The sequence below is a fragment of the Streptomyces sp. NPDC005866 genome, from assembly GCF_040629895.1.
GTDB lineage: Bacteria > Actinomycetota > Actinomycetes > Streptomycetales > Streptomycetaceae > Streptomyces.
In genome coordinates this window covers 25,128-46,034 of sequence record NZ_JBEXWP010000044.1, presented here as the reverse complement: position 1 = coordinate 46,034, position 20,907 = coordinate 25,128, and the positions used below count along the sequence as shown (strand labels likewise).

Annotated in this window: 24 protein-coding genes and 2 pseudogenes; 12 read left to right on the top strand and 14 right to left on the bottom strand. The window is 69.6% G+C overall.

The window, feature by feature from the left end:
* Window positions 1–127 precede the first annotated feature (127 nt).
* Window positions 128–331, top strand: a pseudogene (locus ABZ396_RS39330) (hypothetical protein); the annotation flags it as partial.
* A 97-nt stretch (window positions 332–428) separates the two neighbouring features.
* On the top strand, window positions 429–1,595 hold the full coding sequence (locus tag ABZ396_RS39325; RefSeq protein ID WP_358924888.1) for a HEAT repeat domain-containing protein: 1,167 nt from the start codon (window positions 429–431) through the stop codon (window positions 1,593–1,595).
* Window positions 1,596–1,779: 184 nt separating this feature from the next.
* Here ABZ396_RS39325 and ABZ396_RS39320 read toward each other — a convergent pair whose 3' ends face one another.
* A complete protein-coding gene (locus ABZ396_RS39320; RefSeq protein WP_359186997.1) occupies window positions 1,780–2,334 on the bottom strand; it encodes a leucine zipper domain-containing protein in 555 nt (184 codons plus the stop codon).
* A gap of 29 nt (window positions 2,335–2,363) precedes the next feature.
* Complete coding sequence (locus ABZ396_RS39315; RefSeq protein WP_358924890.1) at window positions 2,364–2,762, bottom strand: VOC family protein; 399 nt, start codon at window positions 2,760–2,762, stop codon at window positions 2,364–2,366.
* A gap of 92 nt (window positions 2,763–2,854) precedes the next feature.
* On the opposite strand from ABZ396_RS39315, the gene ABZ396_RS39310 reads away from it, so the two are divergent.
* The 4 genes from ABZ396_RS39310 (at window position 2,855) to ABZ396_RS39295 (ending at window position 7,024) form a co-directional block, all read left to right on the top strand.
* On the top strand, window positions 2,855–3,844 hold the full coding sequence (locus ABZ396_RS39310) for a YafY family protein (protein ID WP_358924891.1): 990 nt from the start codon (window positions 2,855–2,857) through the stop codon (window positions 3,842–3,844).
* Between the two features lie 721 nt (window positions 3,845–4,565).
* Window positions 4,566–4,817, top strand: a complete 252-nt coding sequence (locus tag ABZ396_RS39305; protein WP_358924893.1) for a hypothetical protein — start codon at window positions 4,566–4,568, stop codon at window positions 4,815–4,817.
* A gap of 726 nt (window positions 4,818–5,543) precedes the next feature.
* The gene (locus ABZ396_RS39300; RefSeq protein WP_358924895.1) at window positions 5,544–6,197 is read left to right on the top strand and encodes a hypothetical protein; all 654 of its coding nucleotides are present in this window, start codon (window positions 5,544–5,546) and stop codon (window positions 6,195–6,197) included.
* 134 nt (window positions 6,198–6,331) lie between these two features.
* On the top strand, window positions 6,332–7,024 hold the full coding sequence (locus ABZ396_RS39295) for a lysophospholipid acyltransferase family protein (protein ID WP_358924897.1): 693 nt from the start codon (window positions 6,332–6,334) through the stop codon (window positions 7,022–7,024).
* Between the two features lie 284 nt (window positions 7,025–7,308).
* Here ABZ396_RS39295 and ABZ396_RS39290 read toward each other — a convergent pair whose 3' ends face one another.
* From ABZ396_RS39290 to ABZ396_RS39280, 3 genes are read right to left on the bottom strand one after another with little or no spacing between them, the layout of a single operon-like run.
* The gene (locus ABZ396_RS39290) at window positions 7,309–7,686 is read right to left on the bottom strand and encodes a hypothetical protein (RefSeq protein ID WP_358924899.1); all 378 of its coding nucleotides are present in this window, start codon (window positions 7,684–7,686) and stop codon (window positions 7,309–7,311) included.
* The gene (locus ABZ396_RS39285) at window positions 7,686–8,357 is read right to left on the bottom strand and encodes a hypothetical protein (RefSeq protein ID WP_358924900.1); all 672 of its coding nucleotides are present in this window, start codon (window positions 8,355–8,357) and stop codon (window positions 7,686–7,688) included. Before ABZ396_RS39285 ends, ABZ396_RS39290 begins: the two co-directional genes overlap by 1 nt.
* Window positions 8,348–8,938: a sigma-70 family RNA polymerase sigma factor gene (locus ABZ396_RS39280; RefSeq protein WP_358924902.1), complete on the bottom strand. Its 591-nt coding sequence runs from the start codon at window positions 8,936–8,938 to the stop codon at window positions 8,348–8,350. Before ABZ396_RS39280 ends, ABZ396_RS39285 begins: the two co-directional genes overlap by 10 nt.
* Window positions 8,939–9,091: 153 nt before the next feature.
* On the opposite strand from ABZ396_RS39280, the gene ABZ396_RS39275 reads away from it, so the two are divergent.
* The 5 genes from ABZ396_RS39275 to ABZ396_RS39255 all read left to right on the top strand — a co-directional run bounded on the left by ABZ396_RS39275 (window position 9,092) and on the right by ABZ396_RS39255 (window position 11,600).
* The gene (locus tag ABZ396_RS39275; protein WP_358924964.1) at window positions 9,092–9,580 is read left to right on the top strand and encodes an Asp23/Gls24 family envelope stress response protein; all 489 of its coding nucleotides are present in this window, start codon (window positions 9,092–9,094) and stop codon (window positions 9,578–9,580) included.
* A gap of 73 nt (window positions 9,581–9,653) precedes the next feature.
* Window positions 9,654–9,824, top strand: coding sequence for a hypothetical protein (locus ABZ396_RS39270; RefSeq protein WP_358924904.1), 171 nt, complete (start codon window positions 9,654–9,656; stop codon window positions 9,822–9,824).
* Window positions 9,821–10,228 carry an Asp23/Gls24 family envelope stress response protein gene (locus ABZ396_RS39265; protein WP_358924906.1) on the top strand — a complete coding sequence of 136 codons (408 nt, stop codon included), beginning with the start codon at window positions 9,821–9,823 and terminating at the stop codon, window positions 10,226–10,228. Before ABZ396_RS39270 ends, ABZ396_RS39265 begins: the two co-directional genes overlap by 4 nt.
* A gap of 52 nt (window positions 10,229–10,280) precedes the next feature.
* Entirely contained in the window at window positions 10,281–10,961 is a 681-nt protein-coding gene (locus tag ABZ396_RS39260) for a DUF6286 domain-containing protein (protein ID WP_358924907.1), read from the top strand.
* 30 nt (window positions 10,962–10,991) lie between these two features.
* Window positions 10,992–11,600, top strand: coding sequence for an alkaline shock response membrane anchor protein AmaP (locus ABZ396_RS39255; RefSeq protein WP_358924909.1), 609 nt, complete (start codon window positions 10,992–10,994; stop codon window positions 11,598–11,600).
* A gap of 118 nt (window positions 11,601–11,718) precedes the next feature.
* On the opposite strand, the gene ABZ396_RS39250 is transcribed toward ABZ396_RS39255, so the two are convergent.
* Window positions 11,719–12,099, bottom strand: coding sequence for a toxin Doc (locus ABZ396_RS39250; RefSeq protein ID WP_358924911.1), 381 nt, complete (start codon window positions 12,097–12,099; stop codon window positions 11,719–11,721).
* A complete protein-coding gene (locus ABZ396_RS39245) occupies window positions 12,099–12,335 on the bottom strand; it encodes a hypothetical protein (RefSeq protein ID WP_358924913.1) in 237 nt (78 codons plus the stop codon). Before ABZ396_RS39245 ends, ABZ396_RS39250 begins: the two co-directional genes overlap by 1 nt.
* 821 nt (window positions 12,336–13,156) lie before the next feature.
* Here ABZ396_RS39245 and ABZ396_RS39240 point away from each other — a divergent pair.
* Window positions 13,157–13,737, top strand: a pseudogene (locus tag ABZ396_RS39240) (transposase); the annotation flags it as partial.
* Between the two features lie 134 nt (window positions 13,738–13,871).
* On the opposite strand, the gene ABZ396_RS39235 reads toward ABZ396_RS39240, so the two are convergent.
* The 7 genes from ABZ396_RS39235 to ABZ396_RS39205 form a co-directional block, all read right to left on the bottom strand.
* The gene (locus ABZ396_RS39235) at window positions 13,872–14,444 is read right to left on the bottom strand and encodes a dihydrofolate reductase family protein (RefSeq protein ID WP_358924914.1); all 573 of its coding nucleotides are present in this window, start codon (window positions 14,442–14,444) and stop codon (window positions 13,872–13,874) included.
* Between the two features lie 437 nt (window positions 14,445–14,881).
* Window positions 14,882–16,465 (bottom strand): amidase, encoded by a 1,584-nt coding sequence (locus ABZ396_RS39230; protein WP_358924916.1) that lies wholly within the window; start codon window positions 16,463–16,465, stop codon window positions 14,882–14,884.
* A 2-nt stretch (window positions 16,466–16,467) separates the two neighbouring features.
* On the bottom strand, window positions 16,468–16,764 hold the full coding sequence (locus ABZ396_RS39225; RefSeq protein ID WP_358924918.1) for a hypothetical protein: 297 nt from the start codon (window positions 16,762–16,764) through the stop codon (window positions 16,468–16,470).
* A 178-nt stretch (window positions 16,765–16,942) separates the two neighbouring features.
* Window positions 16,943–17,881, bottom strand: coding sequence for a sigma-70 family RNA polymerase sigma factor (locus ABZ396_RS39220; RefSeq protein WP_358924919.1), 939 nt, complete (start codon window positions 17,879–17,881; stop codon window positions 16,943–16,945).
* Window positions 17,882–17,891: 10 nt separating this feature from the next.
* The gene (locus tag ABZ396_RS39215; RefSeq protein ID WP_358924921.1) at window positions 17,892–19,082 is read right to left on the bottom strand and encodes an FAD-dependent oxidoreductase; all 1,191 of its coding nucleotides are present in this window, start codon (window positions 19,080–19,082) and stop codon (window positions 17,892–17,894) included.
* A gap of 288 nt (window positions 19,083–19,370) precedes the next feature.
* The gene (locus ABZ396_RS39210; protein WP_358924923.1) at window positions 19,371–19,622 is read right to left on the bottom strand and encodes a hypothetical protein; all 252 of its coding nucleotides are present in this window, start codon (window positions 19,620–19,622) and stop codon (window positions 19,371–19,373) included.
* Window positions 19,623–19,669: 47 nt separating this feature from the next.
* Window positions 19,670–20,653 (bottom strand): TIGR01777 family oxidoreductase, encoded by a 984-nt coding sequence (locus ABZ396_RS39205; protein WP_358924925.1) that lies wholly within the window; start codon window positions 20,651–20,653, stop codon window positions 19,670–19,672.
* Window positions 20,654–20,907: the final 254 nt, after the last annotated feature.

The following is a 20,907-nucleotide window of genomic DNA, read 5'->3' as shown; positions in this document are numbered from 1 at the left end:
AGCGGGGACAGGCCCGAAAAGACCGTCTGCACAAGCTCATTGACATCCCTCACACGAATGCCAACGACCTGTTACGACGCTCCGTCACCACCGAAAGTGAGACAGGGCCGTTGATTAGACACTCCCCCGCCGCTCGGCCCACCGCAGCGTCCTCGATCTCGAACGTGACATCCGCGGCTGGATCAACGAGTGGAACAACAACCCCAAACCCTTCGTGTGGACCAAGACCGCCGATGAGATCCTCAAGACCCTCGCCTCATACTGCACACGAATTACCGGCTCAGGACACGAGGGTCGGCTGGCGACCGGTGTGTCCCACGCGTGGCACTGACTGCAGGTCGACGACGGTGTGGAGCTGGGGGCAAAGCGCACGGCAGCTTGAAGCCATCGCGGGACCGGTCCGCGTGCCTGTCGTTAGGGTGGTGCCCATGTCCGAGCTGAACGAGTTAATCGAGAACCTCGCCAACTGGCGCACTGGTGATGATTGGGGTAGCGGTTCGAGCCTGCGGGACAGGGCTATCACACGGCTGACGGAGATCGGACCGGACGCCGTTCCTGTGCTCGTGGCACGGCTGCAGCAGTTGCTCGAAGACCGCGCCGACTACCACGTCCAGTTCACCGCGGCCAAGGCCGAGTTCGACGCGTGGCGTGCCGATTACGTCGGAGACCAGCCGACCGGGTTGCTCGAGCTGCGCGGGTACAGGGACCCCTACGAGCTGCGGCAGGGTTTGGTGGAGGCGCTACATGCGCTGGGTGACCAGCGCGCTGCGCCCGTTCTTGTCGCGGCGCTTCGCGACCAAGCGTGTGTCTGGTACGCGGCGATGGCACTGCGGGACATCCGCGCGGCGGATCCGGTTGACGCGCTCATGGACGGGCTGGTCATCACGGTCCGCAACGGCAGGATGACCAACGAGATCGCGGCGGTCGCCATCGAATACGGCGTCACACCGGGGCAGGTGATCGCTAGGTTCGACACCGAGGAGACCGAGCAAGGACGGGGCAACCTCATGGAGTTGCTTGCTGATCTCGCCGCCGAACGAGAGGTGCCCGCGACGGCCTTCCTCGCTGCAGTCGACGACGACAACGAAGAGGTCCGCTGGGCTGCTATCCGCGGCCTCACCCACGTCGCGGCGTCCCCCGAGATCGAGGCGACCTTACTCGTGATGGCTCTTGACCAGGAGGAATCCGTGCGATGGCGGGCGATCTCGGCCCTTCGACAGATACGCGGCATCGGTACGTCGGTCGGGGGTTACCACAACTTCCCACTCACCGAGGACCTAGTTCGCGAGGCATTCCTTCTCCAGGACGAGCGCGTCGACGGCCGGGTACGGGCCCGGCTAGCCGACCTCAGGGACCCAATGCCGGTCGTCCGAGCCCTCCATAGCCTCGCCGCCGACGGCGACAGCCGGGCCGGCGCCGCTCTTCTCTGGGGCATGGCACTGTTCCGCCTAATCCTTACCGACGAAACCGCGGATGAAGCCAAAGCGGCCTTCGCCACGGTGGCCACCCCGGCAGACGTGATCCGTCTCGAGGAATTCCGCGCGGCACAACCCAAGCCACAACCCAAGCGCCGCCGCTGGTTCCGTCGCCGCTGACGGCTGGGCTCTGGGTTTCATCGGAGGGTCAAGATCCGCTGTGTGTCGACCCCGGCGATGACGCCGAGGGAGGACCCGCTGTCCGCCAACGCACTCAGCCCCGCAATACCCTGCGTTCGCGATCGGACAACTCCAACAACGGTTTCGGACCTGGCATCCCCCAATCCCTGCAACTGTCAACGAGCTAACGACTCAGGACACTGAACCGTTCCGGGTTCGGTCCGAGCTTCTTCATGTCGACGTGGACCAGGTCGCCGACCCGGTCGTGCTGGTAGCGGACGACCTCGCGCAGCTGCTCGCCGGTCGGCGGGTCGAGGTCACGGAGCCGGTTGAGGCCTCGCCGGACAAGGATGCGGTGGACGGTCGCCGGCGCGAGCGTGACCCGATGCAACCGCTGAAGGTCGGCGGCGAGCCGCACGGGCCCGTGCTTGGTCTGCCGCCGCAATGCCTTGACCAGGTCAGCGATGTCCTCGGCGGTGCGGGCCGGGCTGGTGGCGGGGCGGGAGGAGTGGTCGAGCAGGCCGTTCTCGCCGTCCGCGCGCCACCGGGCGTACCACTTGGCCAGGTAGCGGCGCGACAGCCCGGCCTCGGCAGCGACGTGCGCGATCGGCCGGCCAGCGTCGATCCGCAGGCACAACCGCAGACGTCCCTCGCGGGTCAGCGGTGCGTTCCGGTGCCCCCTGCTGGTGGCGCTCCTGGACTCGGTGGCCGCGTTGACGCGGGAGCCCTGGGATCTCAGGGCTCCCGCGTGAGCGGCTGTGCGTGGAGTCAGCGTGCGAACTTTTCGATGGCTGCCGGGGTGACGGGGGTGAAGAAGTTGACGAGGTTGCCGTCGGGGTCGCGGAACAGCAGCGACCGGTTGCCCCAGGGCATCGTGGTGGGCTCGTTGACGAAGTCAGTGACGAAGCCGGTCAGGTTCTGGTGAATGCGGTCCACGTCGTCGACGAGGAACTCGGTGATCACGCTGTGGTTGCCCGCCGGGCGGGCAGAGCCCGGGGCGAACAGCGGGACGGTGCGGGTGCTGGCGATCGCGAGGGTGGCGTCGGGGGTCTTGAGTTCTGCGAAGTCATCCGTGGCCCACATCGCCTTCACCCCTGTGGCTCGCTCGTAGAACTCGACGAGGCGTGCGACGTCGCTGGTGATGATGCGGATCGAGACGAAGTCCATGGTGATCTCCTTGGCAAATGGAATCGCTGCACGTCGCAGGCTAGGAGAAATAGTGGACAGAATCGGTCCGGTATTCGCATAAGGTTGTGAACATGCCTCGCCCCACCGGCCGCGTGCTGACCCTCCTGGAGCTGCTGCAGTCGGGCGGCACCCGGACTGTGGCCGAACTCGCCGACCGGCTCGGCGTCGAAGGGCGCACCGTGCGGCGCTATGTGGACCAGTTGATCGACCTGGACGTGCCCGTGGAATCGGTGCGCGGCCGCTACGGTGGGTACCGGCTCGCCCCCGGGTACCGCTTGCCTCCGCTCATGCTCAGCGACGACGAGGCGCTGGCCGTGCTGCTCGGCCTGGTCTCCGGCCGCCGAGCGGGGTTGACGACGACGGAGCGCACGGCGAGCGAGACGGCATCGGCGAAGATCCGGCGGGTGCTGCCCAAGCACGTCGCCCGTCGGCTCGACACACTCCTGGAGGCTCTCGCCTTCACGCATCAGCCCGGTGAGTTCGACACCCCGGACGCCGAGGTCCTGCTCACCGTCGCCGATGCTGTGCGCCACCGCCGGCCGGTCTCGATCCGCTACTCCGACCGCGACGGACGGCGCAGCGAACGCACGCTGAACGCGTACGGGATCGTCGCCCATTCGGGCCGGTGGTACGTCACGGGCAAGGACCCCGAGATCGGCGAGGACCGAACCTTCCGGCTCGATCGCATCGCAGACGCGCGGACCCTGCCCGGCTCATTCGAGGCGCCCGTGGGTCCCGATCCGGCACAGCGCGTGTTGTCAGGGTTCGCCACGGCCGAGTACCGGCACGAGGTGACCTTGCGGATCCACGCGACAGTTGAGCAGATCCGCGCCCACCTTCCCGCCAGCGTCGCGAGCCTGGAGGAGCACGCGCCCACGGCAGACAAGGACCTGGCGACCGAGCGCTGGCTGCGCGTCCAGCTACGGGCGGAGCGGCTCGACTGGTTGCCTCCGCTACTCGCCTCACTCGGCCGTCCGTTCGTCATCGAGCGCCCCGATGAACTGCGCAACCTCGTCATCGCGCTCGCCGAACGCCTCGCGTCCAACGCCCGCCAAGCCTGACCGCGGCGAACCAATGTCATGAGATGGCACAACTAGCGCGACCGGACATGACGGTGGCCCGTCCCGTGAGATCCGGGGCGGGCCACCGACGCGTGTGTGGTCGTGAAGGGCGGTCGCCTACGCGGCGAAAGGCTCCATGAGGCTTCAGCCGAACGATCATCCTCATGGGCAATAGGTGAGGCCCGGGGACACTGTCCCCTCCACAACCACACACGCCGCAACCCAGCCGGATGCCCGGGCATTCCCATCCGGGTGACACCAGGCGGGGCCGGCGCAGGCGGGTGTGGGGATGCGCGCGACGAAGAGCAGCATGCGGAAGGCTTCAACAGCGATTCGGCCGTTCAGCGTCTCGGCTGGGCGTCCCGAAGTCAAAGGCTCCCTTCGATCACAGACTGGTGCCCGGCGTCATTTCCTCGACAGGCGGGTTCAGAGGGGGCCGCAGGCGCTGGCGTCAGGGGAGCGCGGAGGGTGAGGCTGGAGGCGAGCAACAAGGCACTGACGTGCCGATTGTCATCGGCGGCCCTGTCTGCGCCTGCCCTTTGACCGGACGGCAACGATGATCGGCATCCGTGCGGGAGCTGGGAGAAGGCGGCGCCAGGTTCGCCGATCTGCCGGCTGGGAGAGAAGGCCGCCGTGCGCACGGTCACCGCTGCGGGCAGCGCAGCGGTGACCAGTGCTCGGCCAGTAAGCGCAATGAGCGAGCGAGGGGCTGGAGGTAGCCGTGGCCATCCTCGTATTTCTTCTTCTTGTCACCGCGACGATCTTGATATTGGTTGGCACACTCGTGCTCTTCATCGGCGCCCTCCTGGCCCTGGTCGCCGTCCTCCTGGCCGCCATCGGTGGATTCCTGATTTTCATGGGGATGGCCATGCTCGCAGCAGGGGCCCTCTTCCTGATCCAAAGGGCGCTGAGGCGGATGTGTGGGCGGGCGCGGGGGCCTACGCCAACGACCTCGACGACCCCCGTGCGCTGATCGCGGTCTCCGCGGCCTTTCAACCGGTTCAAGGCCGACAAGGACCCGACCCAGTGGCTGCCCCCGGCCGCCGGCTACCGGTGCACCCACGTCACCGACTGGATCGCCGACAAGACCCGCTACCAGTTGAGCGCGCTCACCGAAGAACTGGCCGCCTGCCCCGACCAGCCCATCACGGTCACCCTCGCCCGCTGAACACGAGTCCGGGCCCCACCGCTACGGGGGGGGGAAGCGGTGGGCCCAGACTGGGCCACGCTCCCACACCCCCACCCCCCAGCGCACGGCATCCGCGCTCTTTGGCTCCGGTCACGTGCAGGCTGTCTGGTCAGCTGAGGCCGACGCGTCTGAGCACGCTCATCCAGCTGGCGACGGTGACAGTGGCGCGCCGCGCGGCGGCCGGGGTCGCCTAGCCGCCGCGGAGCACGGTGACGTTTCCCGAGGCCGGATTCCAGATCGCCTGTTCACAGCGGCTCGGCGATCTCCCACAGCCCATCCGGAACAATCCAACTCCACGTACCCCGCCCCATAGACAGCCCAACGAGCGACCACCACATAGGACACCGTCTAAGCGTCTGAGTTGGCCACTGAGCGGTTCAGATGGCCGGTCGGGCCAGCTGAACCGCTCCTTACCAGAAGCGCTCATGCCGTCGCCCGCGCGAATCGATGAAGTACCACCGGGTACACGGAAGGGGTGCCGAACAGCGCCGCCGGACGGGAGTGTGTGCCATGTCGCCCGAGGTGCGGACCCATGAATGGTCGCTGACCTCCCCCGCTCTCGCGGAGCACCTGATCGAAACGGTTTCGCATGTCCGGGTCCGCGACCTGGACACGTTGCGTCGGCACTTCCCCGGTCTGGGCCCGGAGGAGATCGCCGATCACCTGGTCACCGGGGCTGTGCGGGGCACCGAGGCCGTCGGAGCGGGCGTGGGTTCGGCCGCGGCGTTGCCCACACCTCCGGCAATGCCCCTCGAGCTGGCCGCAGGCATTCTCGGGACGGCATCCGTCGAGTTCAAGCTCATCGCCGAACTTCACGAGGTGTACGGTCTGCCTGCGCCTGGAACAGCTCGACAGCGTGCCGCACTGTATCTCGCGGAGTGGACGGAAGGGCGCGGCCTGAACATCACCAAGCCGACATCCGCGGTCACTCTCATGCTCAGCGTCCGGCTGAGGAAAGAACTGCGCCGACGGCTGCTCACGCTCGCCGTCCGCAAGATCCCTACGCTGACACCCTTCATGGTCGGCGCGGCCATCGGCGCCTTGCTGAACCACTACGACACCACAAGGCTCGCCGGGCGCATCCGTGCCGACCTGCGTGCGCGTCAGGTCCCCTGGCAGGCGCTGCCCACGCAGGAGTCGGCACCCGCGGGTGCCGACTCCTGAGCCACCGCCATTCGGTTCACGGACGATTTCCGTCCTGCCGCACGAAACGTCCGATGGGCGCGCGTATCCGCGGCGCGCCGGGCCGCTGCGACTGACCTCGCGAGCCGGGGCCGGCTGGCAGTTGGGAGCCGCCCATGTTCTATTACTTACTCAAATACGTCCTTCTGGGGCCGATGCTGCGGCTGCTGTTCCGGCCGCGGACCGAGGGGCTCGAGCACGTTCCGGCCAAGGGCGCGGCGATCGTTGCCGGCAATCACCTGTCCTTCGCGGACACCCTCCTCATGCCCGCGGTCCTGAAACGGCGCATCACGTTCCTGGCCAAGGCCGAGTACTTCACGGCGCCGGGCCTCACGGGCCGACTGACCGCGTGCGTTCTCCGCGGTGCCGGGCAGATTTCGGTCGACAGGTCGGGCAGGGCCGCGGGGCAGGCGGCGATCCGGGAGGGGCTGGAGGTGCTGGCGAAGGGAGAGCTACTCGCGATCTACCCGGAGGGCACGCGCTCGCCCGACGGGCGACTGTACAAGGGCAAGGTCGGGGTGGCAGTGATGGCGCTGTGCGCGCAGGTTCCGGTGATTCCGTGCGCGATGGTGGGGACGTTCGAGATCTGGCCCCCGGGGCATGTCCTGCCGAGGATCCGGCCGGTCTTGATCCGTTTCGGGGAACCGCTGGACTTCTCGCGCTTTACGGGTATGGCGAACCAAAAAACGGTGCTGCGGGCCGTCACGGACGAGATCACGTACGCGATCTTGCGGCTTTCGGGCCAGGAGTACGTGGATCGGTACGCGGCCGACGTGAAGGCCGGACAAGCGAAGGGGCGGCGCCAGTGAGGTTCCGCCGCCCCTTGGCTGCTATCCGGTCCGCGCGGGCCCTCCGTTACGAACGAGCACCAGGGACACCCTGTCGGCCACCCCCTCCGGGCCAACTGAAGCACTCACTGCCAGGGTCACGGCCCGCCCCTTGCGTACCGCGAGGATCCCGTCCGCATCACAGACCGCGACCAGCTTCGCCGCCGACGCCGCCAATCTCATCCAGCGTCGCCTGGACCGAGTTCTGGGTCAGCAACTCACCTGGTCGGGATGCCCGCTGTCGATATCGGCCACATTATGACCCCTCATACCGCGTCGTCCCTGGCGGTGATACGGGTCACGGTGACCTCGACGGTGACCCGCTCTGCGTCACCGAGGGCGGCGAGATAGGAGACGGAGGCGGACGCCACCCGGTCGTGGACGTTTTGAGCGATGTCCATCGCCCGCCGGCCCTCGGTCAGGACGCAGCGCACCTCGATGTGCCATCCCGAACCGTCCGGCGCTCGGTCGGCGCGGATGCCTGCCTCGGGCGGTGCGCGATGAGGCGTGGTGTCTGTCCTGGTGGGAGCGGCAGCTTCCGCGAGGAGTCGGGCGAGGCGGGGTTGCAGGGCCGCCACGTCGGGAACGGAGAGGGCTGCCTCGGCTGCGACCCCGAGGAGGGTGGTTGTGCGGAAGGTGGTCATCACGCACCACCGCCGGTCGGGAGGTCGTAGGCAGGGGGCGGCTCCGGCTCCAGGACGTCGACCACGCTGATGTCGACGACCGTCACGGCCAGACCCAGGTCACGTTCGGCCGAGTGGAGAACCGATCGGCGTACCTGCTGGACACGGTCGGGCAGCGGGCGGTCGAGAGCGGCTGCCAGGGTCATGGCCACCCGCACGTCGGTGCCCTCTCCCTCGGGTACGAGTCGGCAGGCCGCGGCCCTGGCACCGGATACCGTGTCCGCCGCTTGCCGCAGAACTTTCGCCGCGGTGCTCTCGGCGATCCGCAGTTCCCGGTCCGGGTCGGCCAGGGGCAGCAGCCGTCCGAGCCGTACCTCTGCCCTGACGACGTCCATGACGCGGTCGGCAAGTGCGTACAGGCCGGGAGTGTCCTCGGCGCGCAGTGCCCGGGTGGCCGCGTTCACCGTGGCCAGTCCCGCTACGGCCTCGCGGCAGTGAGGGCAGGAGAGGGTGTGCGGGTCCGCGGTCGGCGCCGCGTCGCACGCCTGCTCCCAGACCCGGCTGAGCAGGCGACCGCAGGGCAGCGCCTCATCACCTGGGAACGGGGGAGGGTCGTTGGTGGCCGGGCCAGCGCGAGGCCCGTCGGTTCCGGGCGGTTCGGAAGGCTGTGCGTGCGGGTCGTCTAGCGCCATGGGCCCATCGCCTCCTGCAGGGATCGGCGTGCCCTGAACAGTCTGCCGCGCACCGTCTGCTCACTGGTCCGGGTCACGTGGGCGATCTCCTTGTAGGACAGGCCCTGCACCTCGCGCAGGATCCAGCAGATCCTCTGCCGGGCATCGAGTTCGGCGAGCGCCTGGGAAAGGGCGGCGGCGGCCGCGTCCTGCTCGGCAGTCCGGGCGGGCTGGCTCCAGGCGTTTCCCGCCGCGGGCTCGGCGACGGTGTCCAGGGGGAGGGGCGGCGGCCGGTGGCGGCGCATGCTCAGACAGCGGTTGACGGTGATCCGGTACATCCAGGTACGGAACTCCGCGCTGTGGCGGTATTCCGGCAGTCGCCGCCAGGCGCTGACGAAGGCGTCCTGAACGGCCTCCTCGGCGTCCTGGGGGTTGCCGAGCATGCAGCGGGCCAGGGCCAGCAGGGGCCGTCCGTGCCTCTGGACGAGAACGGCGAAGGACTCCTCGTCTCCCTCGGCCGCCCGTACGGCCAGCAGTCCATCCGGCAGATCGAGTCCCGGCAGGTCGCGTCCCGGCGGTGGGGAAGCAGCGCGTTCGGCCATGGTGCTCCCGCCCAAATTCGGGCCCCCGTGTACCAGAGAGACAACAAGTGACGCACGTCACATTCTATGCGTGTGAGAAACGCACCGCTCTCGATGTCCAACTCTTCGACGGGCGCCACACCGGTGCCCGGCCGACCGATCGAGGCGACCGCCATGACGGACAACATCACCAGCGTCGGCGGGGGTAGCCGGCCCGAGGCGGGCGTGAGCGCGCTGAAGGGCCGTACGGGGGCCGGGACTCCGGCCGAAACACGGGGTAGGACCACCATTGCGGACGGGGTGGTGGCCAAGATCGCGGGCATGGCCGCCCGCGAGGTACCGGGCATCTACAGCCTGGGAGCGGGGATGGCCCGCGCGCTCGGCGCCATGCGGGAACGCGTCCCCGGTGGAGGCGGAGGCGGAGCCGTCACGCGGGGAGTGAAGGTCGAGGTCGGTGAGCGGCAGGCCGCCGTGGACCTGGACGTCGTCGTCGAGTACGGCGTCTCCATCGTCGACGTCGCCGGCGGCGTGCGCACCAACGTGATCAGCGCCGTGGAACGGATGACGGGACTGGATGTCGTCGAGGTGAACGTCGCCGTCGACGACGTCCATCTTCCCGACGAGGAGGGAGAGGCGGAACCGGACGAGGCCCGCGTGAGGTGATCCACCGCCGCGCCCGGCGAGGGTGCGGGTGATCGCGCGAACGGTGACGTACGTTCGCGAGACGGGTGAGTGCATGATGAACGCAGCGACGACGGGCCTCGGGGTCGGCATGGCTCTGGGCTTCGCTGGTTACTTCGGCGGCTTCTGGGCATTCCTGCTGGTTCTGGTCCTGGGTACGGCGGGGCTGATCATCGGCCTCGTCGTGCAGGGCGACGTCGACCTCCGGGCACGGAGGCAGCGGTGACGACCCGGCCCGGGTCCCCCGGCGCGGGGTCGGGCCCACCGGTACTGGCCGCCGGACTGCCGCCCCCGGCTGAGCGGGGCGCCACCATCATTCCGGACAGGGTGGTCGCCCGTATCGCCGTCCAGGCCGCACGCACGGCCCAGTCCCGGCGCGCGGCCGTACCGCCCGACCGGAGCGCGCCGATGACACCGAGCGCCTCCGCCGCCGTCCGAACCGGATCGGTGCGCCTGCATCTGAGCATGGACCTGCCCTACCCCACCGACATCCCCGATGTCTGCGAGCGGATCCGGCAGGACGTCGCCGAACGGGTGGCTCAGCTGACCGGCTTGCGGGTGGGAGAGGTCACCCTCACCGTCCGGCGGCTGTTGACCGGCGCCAACGCGAGCCGGGGGCGGGTCCGGTGAGCGGCCGCGCGGTCCGGGGCGCCGGGCACGCCGTGCGGGAAAGGGGCTGGCGATGACCTCCGACCCCGGCCCTCCCGGCCGCAGCTCCGCCCCGTCCTCGCACCCTGCCACAGTGCCGCTCACCAAGGAGACCGATTCCCCCGAACGCGACGCACCCACCCCGGACCTCACGACCGGTGCGCGGGACAGAGGGCACCGAACCCACCGGCCGTGGTCGCAGCGCCGTATCCCGGCCGCGCTGGTCGCCTCCGTGATCCTCGTGGCGGCGGTCGCGGCGCTGGTCGACGTCATCGCCGTACGGGCGGGACGCCCGGCGGCGGCCTGGCGACGGCACGTGGCCGACGAACTGGCCACACGCTCCGTGGACGACGTCTGGATGCTCACGGGAGCCGCCGTGGCCGCCGCCGTCGGTGTCTGGCTGATCGTCCTGGCCCTCACCCCTGGCCTACGCCACTGGCTGCCCCTGCGTTCACCCGCACCCGGGCTGCGGGCCTCTCTGGACCGCGACGGCGCCGCCGATCTGCTGCGCGACGCCGCCATGCGGGTACCGGGGGTCAGCAAAGCTCGCATCCGGGTGCGCCGCCACCGCGTCAAAGCCCGCGCGGACGTCCGCTTCCGCGATCCCCGTCAGGTGAAGGACGACCTCACCGCCGTTCTCGACGAGGAACGCGACCGGCTGGCCCTCGCCCGCCCTCCCCGCATTGTCGTACGGGTGCAGCAACGCACCGACTGACCGAAAACCCGCAGCCCCGGAGCCCGCACCATGACGCCGCAACCCGTACTCAACCGCACTCTGCTGGCCCTCACCGGACTGGTCCTGCTCGGCGGCGGACTGCTTATCCTCTTCGCCGGGCTCGACCTCTACCGGCGACACGATCTGGTCCCGCCCCCCGGCTGGCCGCTGACCACCCCGGGCGACGTCCTGCTCGGCTCCGCCGACCGGGCCCGCTGGAGCAACCAGGGCTGGTGGTGGTGGCCTGCGGTCATCGCCGCCCTCGCCCTCGTCGCCCTGCTTGCCCTGTGGTGGCTGCTCGCCCAGCTGCGCCGAAGCCGCCCCGGACCGCTGCCCGTCGGCGGCACACCCCCGCAGGAAGGCGTCGAACTGCGCGGCAGCGCGCTCAGCGACGCGATCGGGGCCGAAGCCGGTGCCCTGCCGGGATTCGAGCATGCGGTGGTACGCATCACCGGCCGGCCCGCCCACCCCCGCACCCACGTTCGACTCACCCTTACCCCTCACACCGCACCCGGCGCCGGCCTCGGCACCTTCTGCGAAGGCCCTCTCCGCACCGCTCGTCGGTCCACCGGCCTCACTGACATGCCCACCGAGGCCCGCCTACAAGTTGCCCGCCACAAACCACACCGCGCGGAGTAAGAGGTCGCGCGGACAGGCGGCCGCCGGGACGGCGTTGACAGGTGTGTACTCCAGCTGAGCTCAGGAGGGCCCGGCGGCCTGTCACTCGGGTGAGAGCCGTATCCGTGCAGGGCGGGAACTACAGCTTCCAGCCGCGCAGTTGGTCGGCGACGTCCTGGACGCTGATGCGGGTGTCGCGGACCTTGCGGATCAGGTCGGACAGTGCGCCGTAGGGGGGATCGATGCCCTCGCCGGCCTGGGCCATGTACTGGGCGGCGATGAACGCGGCGTACAGGCTGTTGCGGTGCGGGAGCGGCTCCAGGCGCACGATCGTGTGGAGCAGGGCCGCGGCACGCCAGGCCGTGTCCGGATCGGCGGCCGCGAGGGTGGGCAGCCGGGTCTTGTGGCGGGCGACGGCGGCCACCAGCGCGGAGTAGTCCGCCACGGTCAGGTCGTCGTGGCCGAGCGCGTTCTCCTGGACGTCCAGCAGCCAGGATACGTCGATGTAGAGGGGCGGCATCAGGCGGCAGCGGCTCCGTCGCGTTCGGCGGGCGGCACTTCGTCGGGGAAGGCCTCGTCGAACTCGTCGCGCAGCCGGTCGGCCCATTGGGTCGCGCCGGCGATGAATTGCTTGCGCTGCATCTCGCGGATGCCGAGGTCGTGGAGGTACTGCTTGAGGCTCTTGCCCTCGGCGGCGGCCGCGGCTCGGACGCCCTCGAGTTCCTCGTCGGTGAAGGACACGTTCAGCGATGGCATACCGGCAATGGTACCTAGTAGGTACCTGCCGGGTGAAGTGAGACGACGGAGGGGCTCCCTTGCCCGGCCGCTGACGCGCTCTCCCGGTCCCACACCACCGAGACTTAAGATCTTCGTCCGGCTGTCCAGGCAGGTCACCCACCTCCCGGTCCGCCGGGCACGATCCGTCAGCCTGAGCGAGTCCCGGCGGGCCGCAACCGCTGGACGGAGAGCTGGCCCGCCGCTACGGGGGGGGAAGCGACGGGCCAGCGCGTCCACACTGCCACAGCTGTAGCCAGGTCGTACGGCGGGACAGCGAAGTGATGTGTTCGTGGCCGCCACCCGGCGGCCACGACGAACGCGAGGGTCTCGGTCTAACTAAGGGCCTTCCCGAGAGGGCAGTTGGTCTTGGGGATGTTCGAGTGCCGGGCCGTGACATCTCGTGGCTGCCGGGCGGGCAACGCCTCGCTTTAGACCGTGTGCGTGGTCCTGGTCCTCACTTTGGTGGCGGTCGCGTGGGCGCTGGGCGGAAGTCTCAAGGAGGCCCTGGCCGTGATGTCTCAAGGCAGAGCGACGGCGTCCGGCGTCTTCGTGGCCGCCACCAGCGTCGGTGGTCGGGTGGTGTTGCCCCCCGGCTGCCTTGGACGGATGCCTTGTCAAGACCAGACTTCGACGCCTGTCCACAGATCGACAGCGTCCAGGGCAGTCGGGCGTCAATACCCGCCACTAGATCACTCGTTGGCGTTGGTGGTGCGAGCCCACCGCATGGCGACCTCTTGATACGCCCGAGCCGTTTGAGCTCCCGCGCAGACCGGGGCCCGTGGCAACGCGGCATCGAGGCGGAGGCCGAGCGCCTCCGGGACGTCTTCCGCGCTGACTGGGCCCACCAGCCGCCGCTGGTCGAGGACGCCCTGGGCAAGCAGATGCTCGCCCTGCTCGTCCAACTGGAAGCAGCCTGCACCGCAACCGACCAGCTCGCGGAGGCGGTGGAAGAGGTGTTCCCTCAACACCCGGACGCAGAAATCCTGCTGAGTTTCCCCGGGCTCGGCATCCAGCTCGCCGCCCGGAGCCTGGCTGAGATCGGGACGACCACACCCGCTTCACCGACGCCCGCGGCCTGAAGCCATACGCCGGGTCCTCGCCCATCACCCGGGCCTCCGGCAAGAAGTCGTCCATCACCCGGCGCTGGGTCAAGAACGACCGACTCAACCACGCCGGCTACCTCTGGGCCTTCGCTTCACTGCGGGCATCTGCCGGAGCCAACGCCCACTACCGGCGACGACGCGAGCACGGTGACTGGCACGCAGCCGCCCAGCGCAACCTCTTCAACCGCATGCTCGGCCAGCTCTACCACTGCATCCAGCACCACAGCCTGTTCGATGAGCACACCGCGTTCCCCACCGAACTCACTGCCGCTGCTTGACACATTGGCAACGTGAGGTGTCTGCCTTCATGCACCCACCGGCCAAGATCACGCGACCAGGCGCCCCGTTCGATCAGAACCGACCTCCCCGTGCCCGGGCGCGGCCGGGGTCGTGCCCGGGGCACGCTGTGCTGTCAGCGGACGACGTCGAAGACGTTCTTCTGCAGCCCGTTGGCGTAGACCTCGTGCTCGACCAGCTTGAGCTTCTGGGTGTCCTTGTCGGTGGTGCTGAACAGACGCTTGCCCGCGCCGAGCAGGAGGGGGAAGACGAGCAGGTGGTAGCGGTCGATCAGGCCGGCGTCCGAAAGCCTCTGGTTCAGGGTGGCGCTGCCGTGGACGATGATCGGGCCGCCCTCGGTCTCCTTCAACGCAGCCACCTCGTCGAGCGAGCGCAGGATGGTGGTCTCGCCCCAGTTCGACACCAGGTCGCCCTCGGTGAGGGTGGTGGAGACGACGTACTTCGGCATCACCTTGTAGTCGGCGAAGTCCTCCATGTCCGGCCATACCGGGCTGAACGCCTCGTAGCTGGTCCGGCCCATCAGTATCGCGGAGGCTTCCTTCTGCTCCTGTCCCTTGATGCCGAACGCCTCGGGGAGGAACTCGACGTCCTTGAAGGTCCAGCCGGAGTTGCGGTAGCCGGGCTCACCGCCCGGGGCCTCCACGACACCGTCAAGCGAGATGAAGGCGGTGCTGATCAGGGTGCGCATAGGGGGTTCCTCGGAATCTCGTGTCTGGTTCTCAGCAGGTTCGGCCGGTGCCCGCTTCGACCACGCTCGTGGCTGCGGTGCGCCAATCATGATCTATGACTGCGGATCACGGCGAAACTCATCGCACCTTCGCCGGTCCCGGCGGCCTCGGCCACCGGGACCGGTCCACGTTCTCAGATCACCTGGTACTACATCAGGGCTTCCCGGTGCTCGGATGGCGCCGTAACCCCGAGTTACTCAGGAGGCCCTACCCTCATGCGGCGGCCACTTCAAGTCATCTGATCAGGAACCCTGTTCGATCCGCAGCTCCGAGGTTCGCTACGACAACGGCTTCCCAATCAGGAACCGTCCGGCTGCCCTGCCACCGCAACACGGGCAAGCGCGCGGGCAGCATCTGCAAGTACTGCCCGCGCCGCCGTTATCCGTCCGAACCGCGATTACGCCGAGGTCGCGGCCGCCTCCTCTGCCGTGATCTGCGGACGGCCTCGCCCGGCCGCGAGCGACCGCGAACCTGTGGCGGCCGGATCCGCCGGGCGGCGCAGATGCCAGTCCGTCACCGCCTGGTAGGCAGTGGCGACTTCCAGGAGCCGGTCCTCTTCGTACGGGGCACCGCCGATGATCACGCCGACGGGTACCTGGCCGCTGTCGAAGCCGATCGGGAAGGCGATCTCCGGCAGGCCGAGGATGTCGAAAGGTACGGGGCCGGTCTGGAGCAGTACGTCGCAGCTGCCCAGGACGCCGTCGAGTACCTCCCGCAGCAGGTGGTTCTTGGCGCGCTGCCCGGTGATCCACTCGTCACCGGAGAGCATCAGTCCCTGCAGCCAGCTGAGCGAGGAGACGCCGAAGGACGTGAGATCCGTGCGCAGCCAGTGCCGGAATGGCTCGCTGCGCTCACTGAGCCGGATCGCGTTGAAGGTGCCGGTGAGCAGGTCCCAGTCCTCGGGGTAGGCGACGTCGACAAGCGTGGCGCCGGAGATGCCGGCGACCTTGTCGAGGAAGGCCTTGCGCAGGGCGAGTACGTCACCCGACGCGCTTCCGAGGTAGTCGGTGGGGACGCCGATCCGGGTCGCGCGGCGCAGCCGGACCTTTCCGCTGTGCGAGACGACGGGGGTGGCGGAGCGTACGAGGTCGGGCACCTCGGGCAGACCGAGCGTGCGTGGATCCTTCGGGTCGGGTCCGGCGAGGACCGTCAGCATGAGAGCCGCGTCCATCGCGTCGCGGGCGAGCGGTCCGCTGTGGTCTCGGGTGAAGGTGAGCGGAATGATGCCGTGGATGGACGTGCGGCCCATGGTGGGCTTCAGTCCGGTCAGGTTCTGCTGGTTGGACGGATTGGTGATGCTGCCGCCGGTCTGGGTGCCGATCGAGGATGTCGCCATGCGGGCGGCGACAGCGCACGCCGGGCCGGTCGAGGACCCTCCGGGGTCCGTGGCCGGGTTGTTGGGCGTCCAGGCGTTGACGGTGGTGATCGTGCCGTTCGGAGTGGTCGCGCGGGTGGTGGCGAGCGGGCCCATCTGGCCCTTGCCGAGCACGATGCAGCCCGCCGCCTTGAGCCGGGCGACCGCGGTCGCGTCCTCGTCCGGCACGAAGTCCGCGAAGATGAAGGAATTGGCGCGGGTGGCGATGCCGTTCGTGAAGTAGTTGTCCTTGATGCACAGCGGGATGCCTGCCAGCGGTCCGCGACTGCTCTTCCCGGCGTCAACATCGCGTGCCGCCGCGAGCGCCTGGCTGCCGACGACGTCGGCGTAGGCCTGGTACGTCGCGTCGAACTTCTTGATCCGGTCCAGGTGCGCCTGGACGAGGTCGACGGCTGTCAACTGCTTCCGCCGCAGGAGCACGGCGGCCTCGGCGAGCGTCGCCTCGGTCGGGTCCTTGCGCGCGGCGTCACGTACTGCCACGTCCGGAACGGTGACCTTGGGCGTACGGCTTTTGGCGGAGGCGGGGATGGCCTGCGCGAGGGTAACGCCCGCGGCGACGGCAGTGGAACTGGCCAGGAAGACCCGGCGGTTGAATTCGCGGCTCATCGTCAGTCCGCCTCTCTGGTCCAGGCCTCGGTGATGGACGGGTACTCCAGCGGCGCGGAAGCCTGCTGTGCGTACGCGGCCGCCGAGGTGCCGCTCGCGGGCGGCGCCCAGGCGGCGATTGCGGGCGGAGTGCTCTTGACGAACGCGCGCAATGACAACAGGGCCTGTGCTCGGGTCGGCGCGCCCGTCTTGGAGTCGCTCTGTTCGGGGAGCTGGTTGAGGTCGACTCCGGCCAGTGCGAGTCTGGCCTGTATATAGGCGTCCAGTTGCGCGTCCGTCGGCTGTTGCGGCTCGCTCACGGCTCGGATCCTCCAATGATCGGGCTTACGGGCCGCGAATCAACCAGGCGGTGATTTCGGACGTAGTGATCGTTTGCTGCGGCGGCGTTACGTGTCCCTCTCACAGATTTGGGCCGGCCGTACCGGCTGGGGTGCCGTCCTCGTTCGGGCTCAGGTCACTGGATTGGGCCGGCTCCGCTCACCATGCGTTGATGACCGGCGCGTCGGGCGTGTGCTGTCGCCAGGCCTCGTTGAGACGCGTGAGCCGGTCCGCGGCGGCGATGCCGTGCAGGGACGCCACCTTGCCGTCGCTGACTTCGAACGCGACGGCGCCCACGACCCGGTCGCCGACCACGGCGAGGACGGCCGGGGAACCGTTGACCAGCGCGATATACATCGCGGCCGAGCCGCCGGCCAGCCGCCGCTTGGCCGGCGTGGGCTTGAACCCGGCCCGCACGTAGGAGGCGACCCGCTCGCGGGTCGTGTACCGCAGCAGCCGCTTGGCCAGTCCGGCGCCGTCCGAGACCGCCGTCACGTCATCGGTGAGCAGCGCCACCAGCCGTTCGGTGCGCCCCGACGTGGCAGCGGCGAGGAACTCCTCGACGACCCGGCGCGCGGACGCGGGGTCCGCCTCCGCGCCGCGGCGACGCCCGGCGGCGACCCCGACCCGGGCCCGGTGGACATGCTGCTGGCTCGCGGACTCGGTGATGTCGAGGATCTGGGCGATCTCGGCGTGGCTGTACGAGAACGCCTCGCGCAGGACGTAGACGGCCCGTTCGACCGGCGAGAGGCCCTCCATGAGGGTCAGTACGGCCAAGGACACCGATTCGCGCTGCTCGAAGGTCTCGGCGGGGCCGAGCATCGGGTCGCCCTCGAGAAGCGGCTCGGGCAGCCAGGCACCCACCGCGCGCTCGTGGCGTGCCTGCGCCGAGCGGAGCCGGTCGCGGCAGAGATTCGTGACGACCTTGGTCAGCCACGCCTCCGGCACCTCGACCCGTTCGCGGTCTGCGGCCTGCCAGCGCAAGAACGTGTCCTGCACGGCGTCCTCGGCGTCGGCGGCCGAGCCGAGCAGACGGTACGCGAGCGAGGCCAGCCGGCCCCGGCTGGCCTCGAACCGATCGACGGCTGCGCTGTCCATGCGCAACAGGCTAGGCGGCGGCCCTCACACGGGCCCGGCCGGGCTCGGTGGCCAGGCCGCGCTTGCGCTTCGGCATGCCGAAGGTCGGGTGGGCGATGCCCCACCCGGCCCCCTTGAGAATGCCCGACTTGAGCCGCGCGGCGGCCTTGCCGCCCAGGTACCAGGATTTCGACCGGGCGTCTCCGTCCACCATCTGGAAGATCGCGTCCCGCCGCCCGAGGCTGATGTGGTTGCCGTGGTACTGCAGCCCGGTGGCCGGGACCTCACTGCCCGTCAGGCGCGCGATGATCGCGGCGGTCGCCTGCATGGTGGTCAAACCGGCCGAGGCACAGGACATCGGCAGCGGCAGGCCGTTGTCGCCGATCGCGTAGGCGCAGTCACCGGCGGCGTAGACGTCCGGGTGCGAGACCGAGCGCATGGTGCGGTCGACGACGATCTGGCCGCTCCCGGCGACCTCCAGGCCGCCGGCGGCGGCGATGGGGCGCACGGCGAACCCGGCCGACCACACGGTCACATCGGCCGGGATGAACCGACCGTCGGCGGCGATCGCCCGTGCCGGCTCGACGGCTTCGATGCCGGTGTGCTCGTGGACGGTGATGCCGAGCCGGTCGAAGGCCTGGCGCAGGTGACGGCGGGCCCTCGCAGACAGCCAGGCGCCCAGCTCGCCGCGGGCGGCGAGCGCGACCGAGAGTTCGGGCCGGGACTCGGCGAACTCGGTGGCGGTCTCGATCCCGGTCAGCCCCTCACCGACGACCAGCACGGTGCCGCCCTCGCCCAGAGCGGCCACGCGCTCACGCAGACGCAGCGCCGAGGACCGGCCGGTCACATCGAAGGCGTACTCGGCCACGCCGGGCACGCCATGGTGGGCGACCGAGCTGCCGAGCGCGTAGACAAGCGTGTCGTACGCGACCTCGCCGTCGCCGTCCTCGCCGGTCACCGCGACGGTCCTGCGCTCGGGGTCGACGCCGGTGACGCGCGCCAGGCGCAGCCGCACCCCGGTGCCCGCGAAGACGTCGGCGAGCCTGCGGAACGCGAAGTCCTGGCCGACCGCGAGCTGGTGCAGCCGCATCCGCTCAACGAAGTCGGGCACGGCGTTGACCACGGTGATCTCGGTGTCGGCAGGAGACAGCCGGCGGGCCAGGTTCCCGGCGGCGAAGGCCCCGGCGTATCCGGCGCCGAGTACGACGATGCGGTGCTTCATGGCGTTGCTCCCTGTCTCGTTCGCGTGCCCCTTGAACGAGACGGCGCCCCGATAGCTGACAGAAGCCGGATGTGATACAGGTCACCTAACCAGGACAAGCGGGCCGAGCCTCCGACAGGCGCTCGGGCCTGTCTGGGGCACTGTCGTACCTCTGGTGACGTGACGGCCCGCGTGCACGAGCGCGCCGGCCGCACATCCGCCCTGCGCAGCCCAGCGTTCCCTCGTGACCACCCGTCAGCCGACGAACCGTCAGCCGACGACCAAGGCCAGCACGCCGACGACGGGCGGTCAGCGGCCCAGGCGTCGCATCCCCGGGTGCGGGAAGTCGCCCGGACCACCGCCACCGCCTGCGACGGGCAGTGCCGCCCCGGCTCGTCTGATCTGCGGGATCAATGCGGCAGGCCGGCCTCGGCCGCCCGGCGGAAGACGTCCCCACACGCGGGTGACGGCCACCAAGAAGACGACGGTGAAGAAGGGGTCCGCCCGCAGACCCCGGCGCAGCGCCTGGACCACACAGCCCTCGCCATTGGCGGTCAACACGAGTGGCGGCTCTGGTCCGCTTCTTGGGGTCGTCTTCTTGGGGTCCTCTACACAGCGTGGCTCGATTCACGGGCCCGCCTCGATGCCGAACGAACCAGCCTGGCCCGCTGGACGAGGGACGTAGCGGCCCTGTCCCACTCGGGATACGCGAAAGCGAACCCGGCCGCGCGCAGCCGGCCCGGCACCACCCGACGGCTCTTGAGCAACAGCTCCGTGTCCGAACGCAGCGCGAACGCCCCCAACTCGGCCATCCAGCGCGTCGCCGGCAGCCCCACCGGGACGCCCCAGGCGGTGCGCAGCGCCCGCATGAAGTCCCGGTGCGGAAGAGGTCCGGGCGAGGCGAGGTTCACCGGGCCCTCGAGGTCCTCCCGGGCGATCAGGAACTCCACCGCCCGCACGAAGTCCTCGTCATGGATCCAGGAGACGTACTGCGCGCCGCCGGCCACCGGACCGCCCAGCCCGAGTCGCGCCAGCCGCGACAGTACGTCGAAGACACCGCCCCGATCCGGGCTCATGACCATCGCCGAGCGCAGCGCCACCTTGCGGGTCGCGGGAGTCGGTGCCTCGGCCTGCGCGCGCTCCCAGTTCTCCGCGATCTCGACGCTGTACGCCCAGTAGTCCGGCACCCCTGTCTCCGAGCCCCCGATCACCCCGGTCGCCTCGTCGTGTGCCGCGTCGAAGCGGTGGGCGTAGACCGTCGCGGTACTCATCTGCAGCCAGACGCGTGGTGGCCGTGCGGCGGCGGCGATCGCCTCGCCGACCACCCGCGCCGAATCCACCCGGGAGTCCATCATGGCTTGCAGGTTCTCGGCGGTGTAACGGCAGGAAACGCTGCGCCCGGCAAGGTTGATCACGACATCGCAGCCGTCGATCGCCGCGGCCCAGCGACCGAGCGTTACCCCGTCCCATCCGATGTCGTGCGCCCGCACGGGACGCCGGGTCACTACCGTGACCTCGTGGCCGGCCGCCGTCAGCGCACGGTCGAGAACCGTACCCACCTGTCCGGTTCCCCCGGGCAGCACTACCTTCATCGAACCCCCTCGGCTTCGCCCCACATCAGCGTAGCCCCTCTTTTTGAACGCGTTCAACTAGGGAGTCCGGTACAGGCCAGGGCGAGGCCGCCGACAGGCCGACAGACGGGCAGGCGGGGTGGCGTTCACCTCCTATCCGGCCGTGACACTCCACCCGGATTCAGCGTCCGGGCCATTTCGTTGTCCATGGGGCGCTTCCGGGCGAGTCCCCCTCGGCGATCGCCCGCTCCTGGGCACCCTTCAGCAGGATCGGG

What these genes read in the sequence shown, in the direction of transcription:
- ABZ396_RS39325 (WP_358924888.1), top strand. Translation starts at nt 429, where the DNA reads ATGTCCGAGCTGAACGAGTTAATCGAGAACCTCGCCAACTGGCGCACT.
- ABZ396_RS39315 (WP_358924890.1), bottom strand. Translation starts at nt 2,762, where the DNA reads ATGGACTTCGTCTCGATCCGCATCATCACCAGCGACGTCGCACGCCTC.
- ABZ396_RS39310 (WP_358924891.1), top strand. Translation starts at nt 2,855, where the DNA reads ATGCCTCGCCCCACCGGCCGCGTGCTGACCCTCCTGGAGCTGCTGCAG.
- ABZ396_RS39300 (WP_358924895.1), top strand. Translation starts at nt 5,544, where the DNA reads ATGTCGCCCGAGGTGCGGACCCATGAATGGTCGCTGACCTCCCCCGCT.
- ABZ396_RS39295 (WP_358924897.1), top strand. Translation starts at nt 6,332, where the DNA reads ATGTTCTATTACTTACTCAAATACGTCCTTCTGGGGCCGATGCTGCGG.
- ABZ396_RS39290 (WP_358924899.1), bottom strand. Translation starts at nt 7,686, where the DNA reads ATGACCACCTTCCGCACAACCACCCTCCTCGGGGTCGCAGCCGAGGCA.
- ABZ396_RS39285 (WP_358924900.1), bottom strand. Translation starts at nt 8,357, where the DNA reads ATGGCGCTAGACGACCCGCACGCACAGCCTTCCGAACCGCCCGGAACC.
- ABZ396_RS39280 (WP_358924902.1), bottom strand. Translation starts at nt 8,938, where the DNA reads ATGGCCGAACGCGCTGCTTCCCCACCGCCGGGACGCGACCTGCCGGGA.
- ABZ396_RS39275 (WP_358924964.1), top strand. Translation starts at nt 9,092, where the DNA reads ATGACGGACAACATCACCAGCGTCGGCGGGGGTAGCCGGCCCGAGGCG.
- ABZ396_RS39270 (WP_358924904.1), top strand. Translation starts at nt 9,654, where the DNA reads ATGATGAACGCAGCGACGACGGGCCTCGGGGTCGGCATGGCTCTGGGC.
- ABZ396_RS39260 (WP_358924907.1), top strand. Translation starts at nt 10,281, where the DNA reads ATGACCTCCGACCCCGGCCCTCCCGGCCGCAGCTCCGCCCCGTCCTCG.
- ABZ396_RS39255 (WP_358924909.1), top strand. Translation starts at nt 10,992, where the DNA reads ATGACGCCGCAACCCGTACTCAACCGCACTCTGCTGGCCCTCACCGGA.
- ABZ396_RS39250 (WP_358924911.1), bottom strand. Translation starts at nt 12,099, where the DNA reads ATGCCGCCCCTCTACATCGACGTATCCTGGCTGCTGGACGTCCAGGAG.
- ABZ396_RS39245 (WP_358924913.1), bottom strand. Translation starts at nt 12,335, where the DNA reads ATGCCATCGCTGAACGTGTCCTTCACCGACGAGGAACTCGAGGGCGTC.
- ABZ396_RS39235 (WP_358924914.1), bottom strand. Translation starts at nt 14,444, where the DNA reads ATGCGCACCCTGATCAGCACCGCCTTCATCTCGCTTGACGGTGTCGTG.
- ABZ396_RS39230 (WP_358924916.1), bottom strand. Translation starts at nt 16,465, where the DNA reads ATGAGCCGCGAATTCAACCGCCGGGTCTTCCTGGCCAGTTCCACTGCC.
- ABZ396_RS39220 (WP_358924919.1), bottom strand. Translation starts at nt 17,881, where the DNA reads ATGGACAGCGCAGCCGTCGATCGGTTCGAGGCCAGCCGGGGCCGGCTG.
- ABZ396_RS39215 (WP_358924921.1), bottom strand. Translation starts at nt 19,082, where the DNA reads ATGAAGCACCGCATCGTCGTACTCGGCGCCGGATACGCCGGGGCCTTC.
- ABZ396_RS39205 (WP_358924925.1), bottom strand. Translation starts at nt 20,653, where the DNA reads ATGAAGGTAGTGCTGCCCGGGGGAACCGGACAGGTGGGTACGGTTCTC.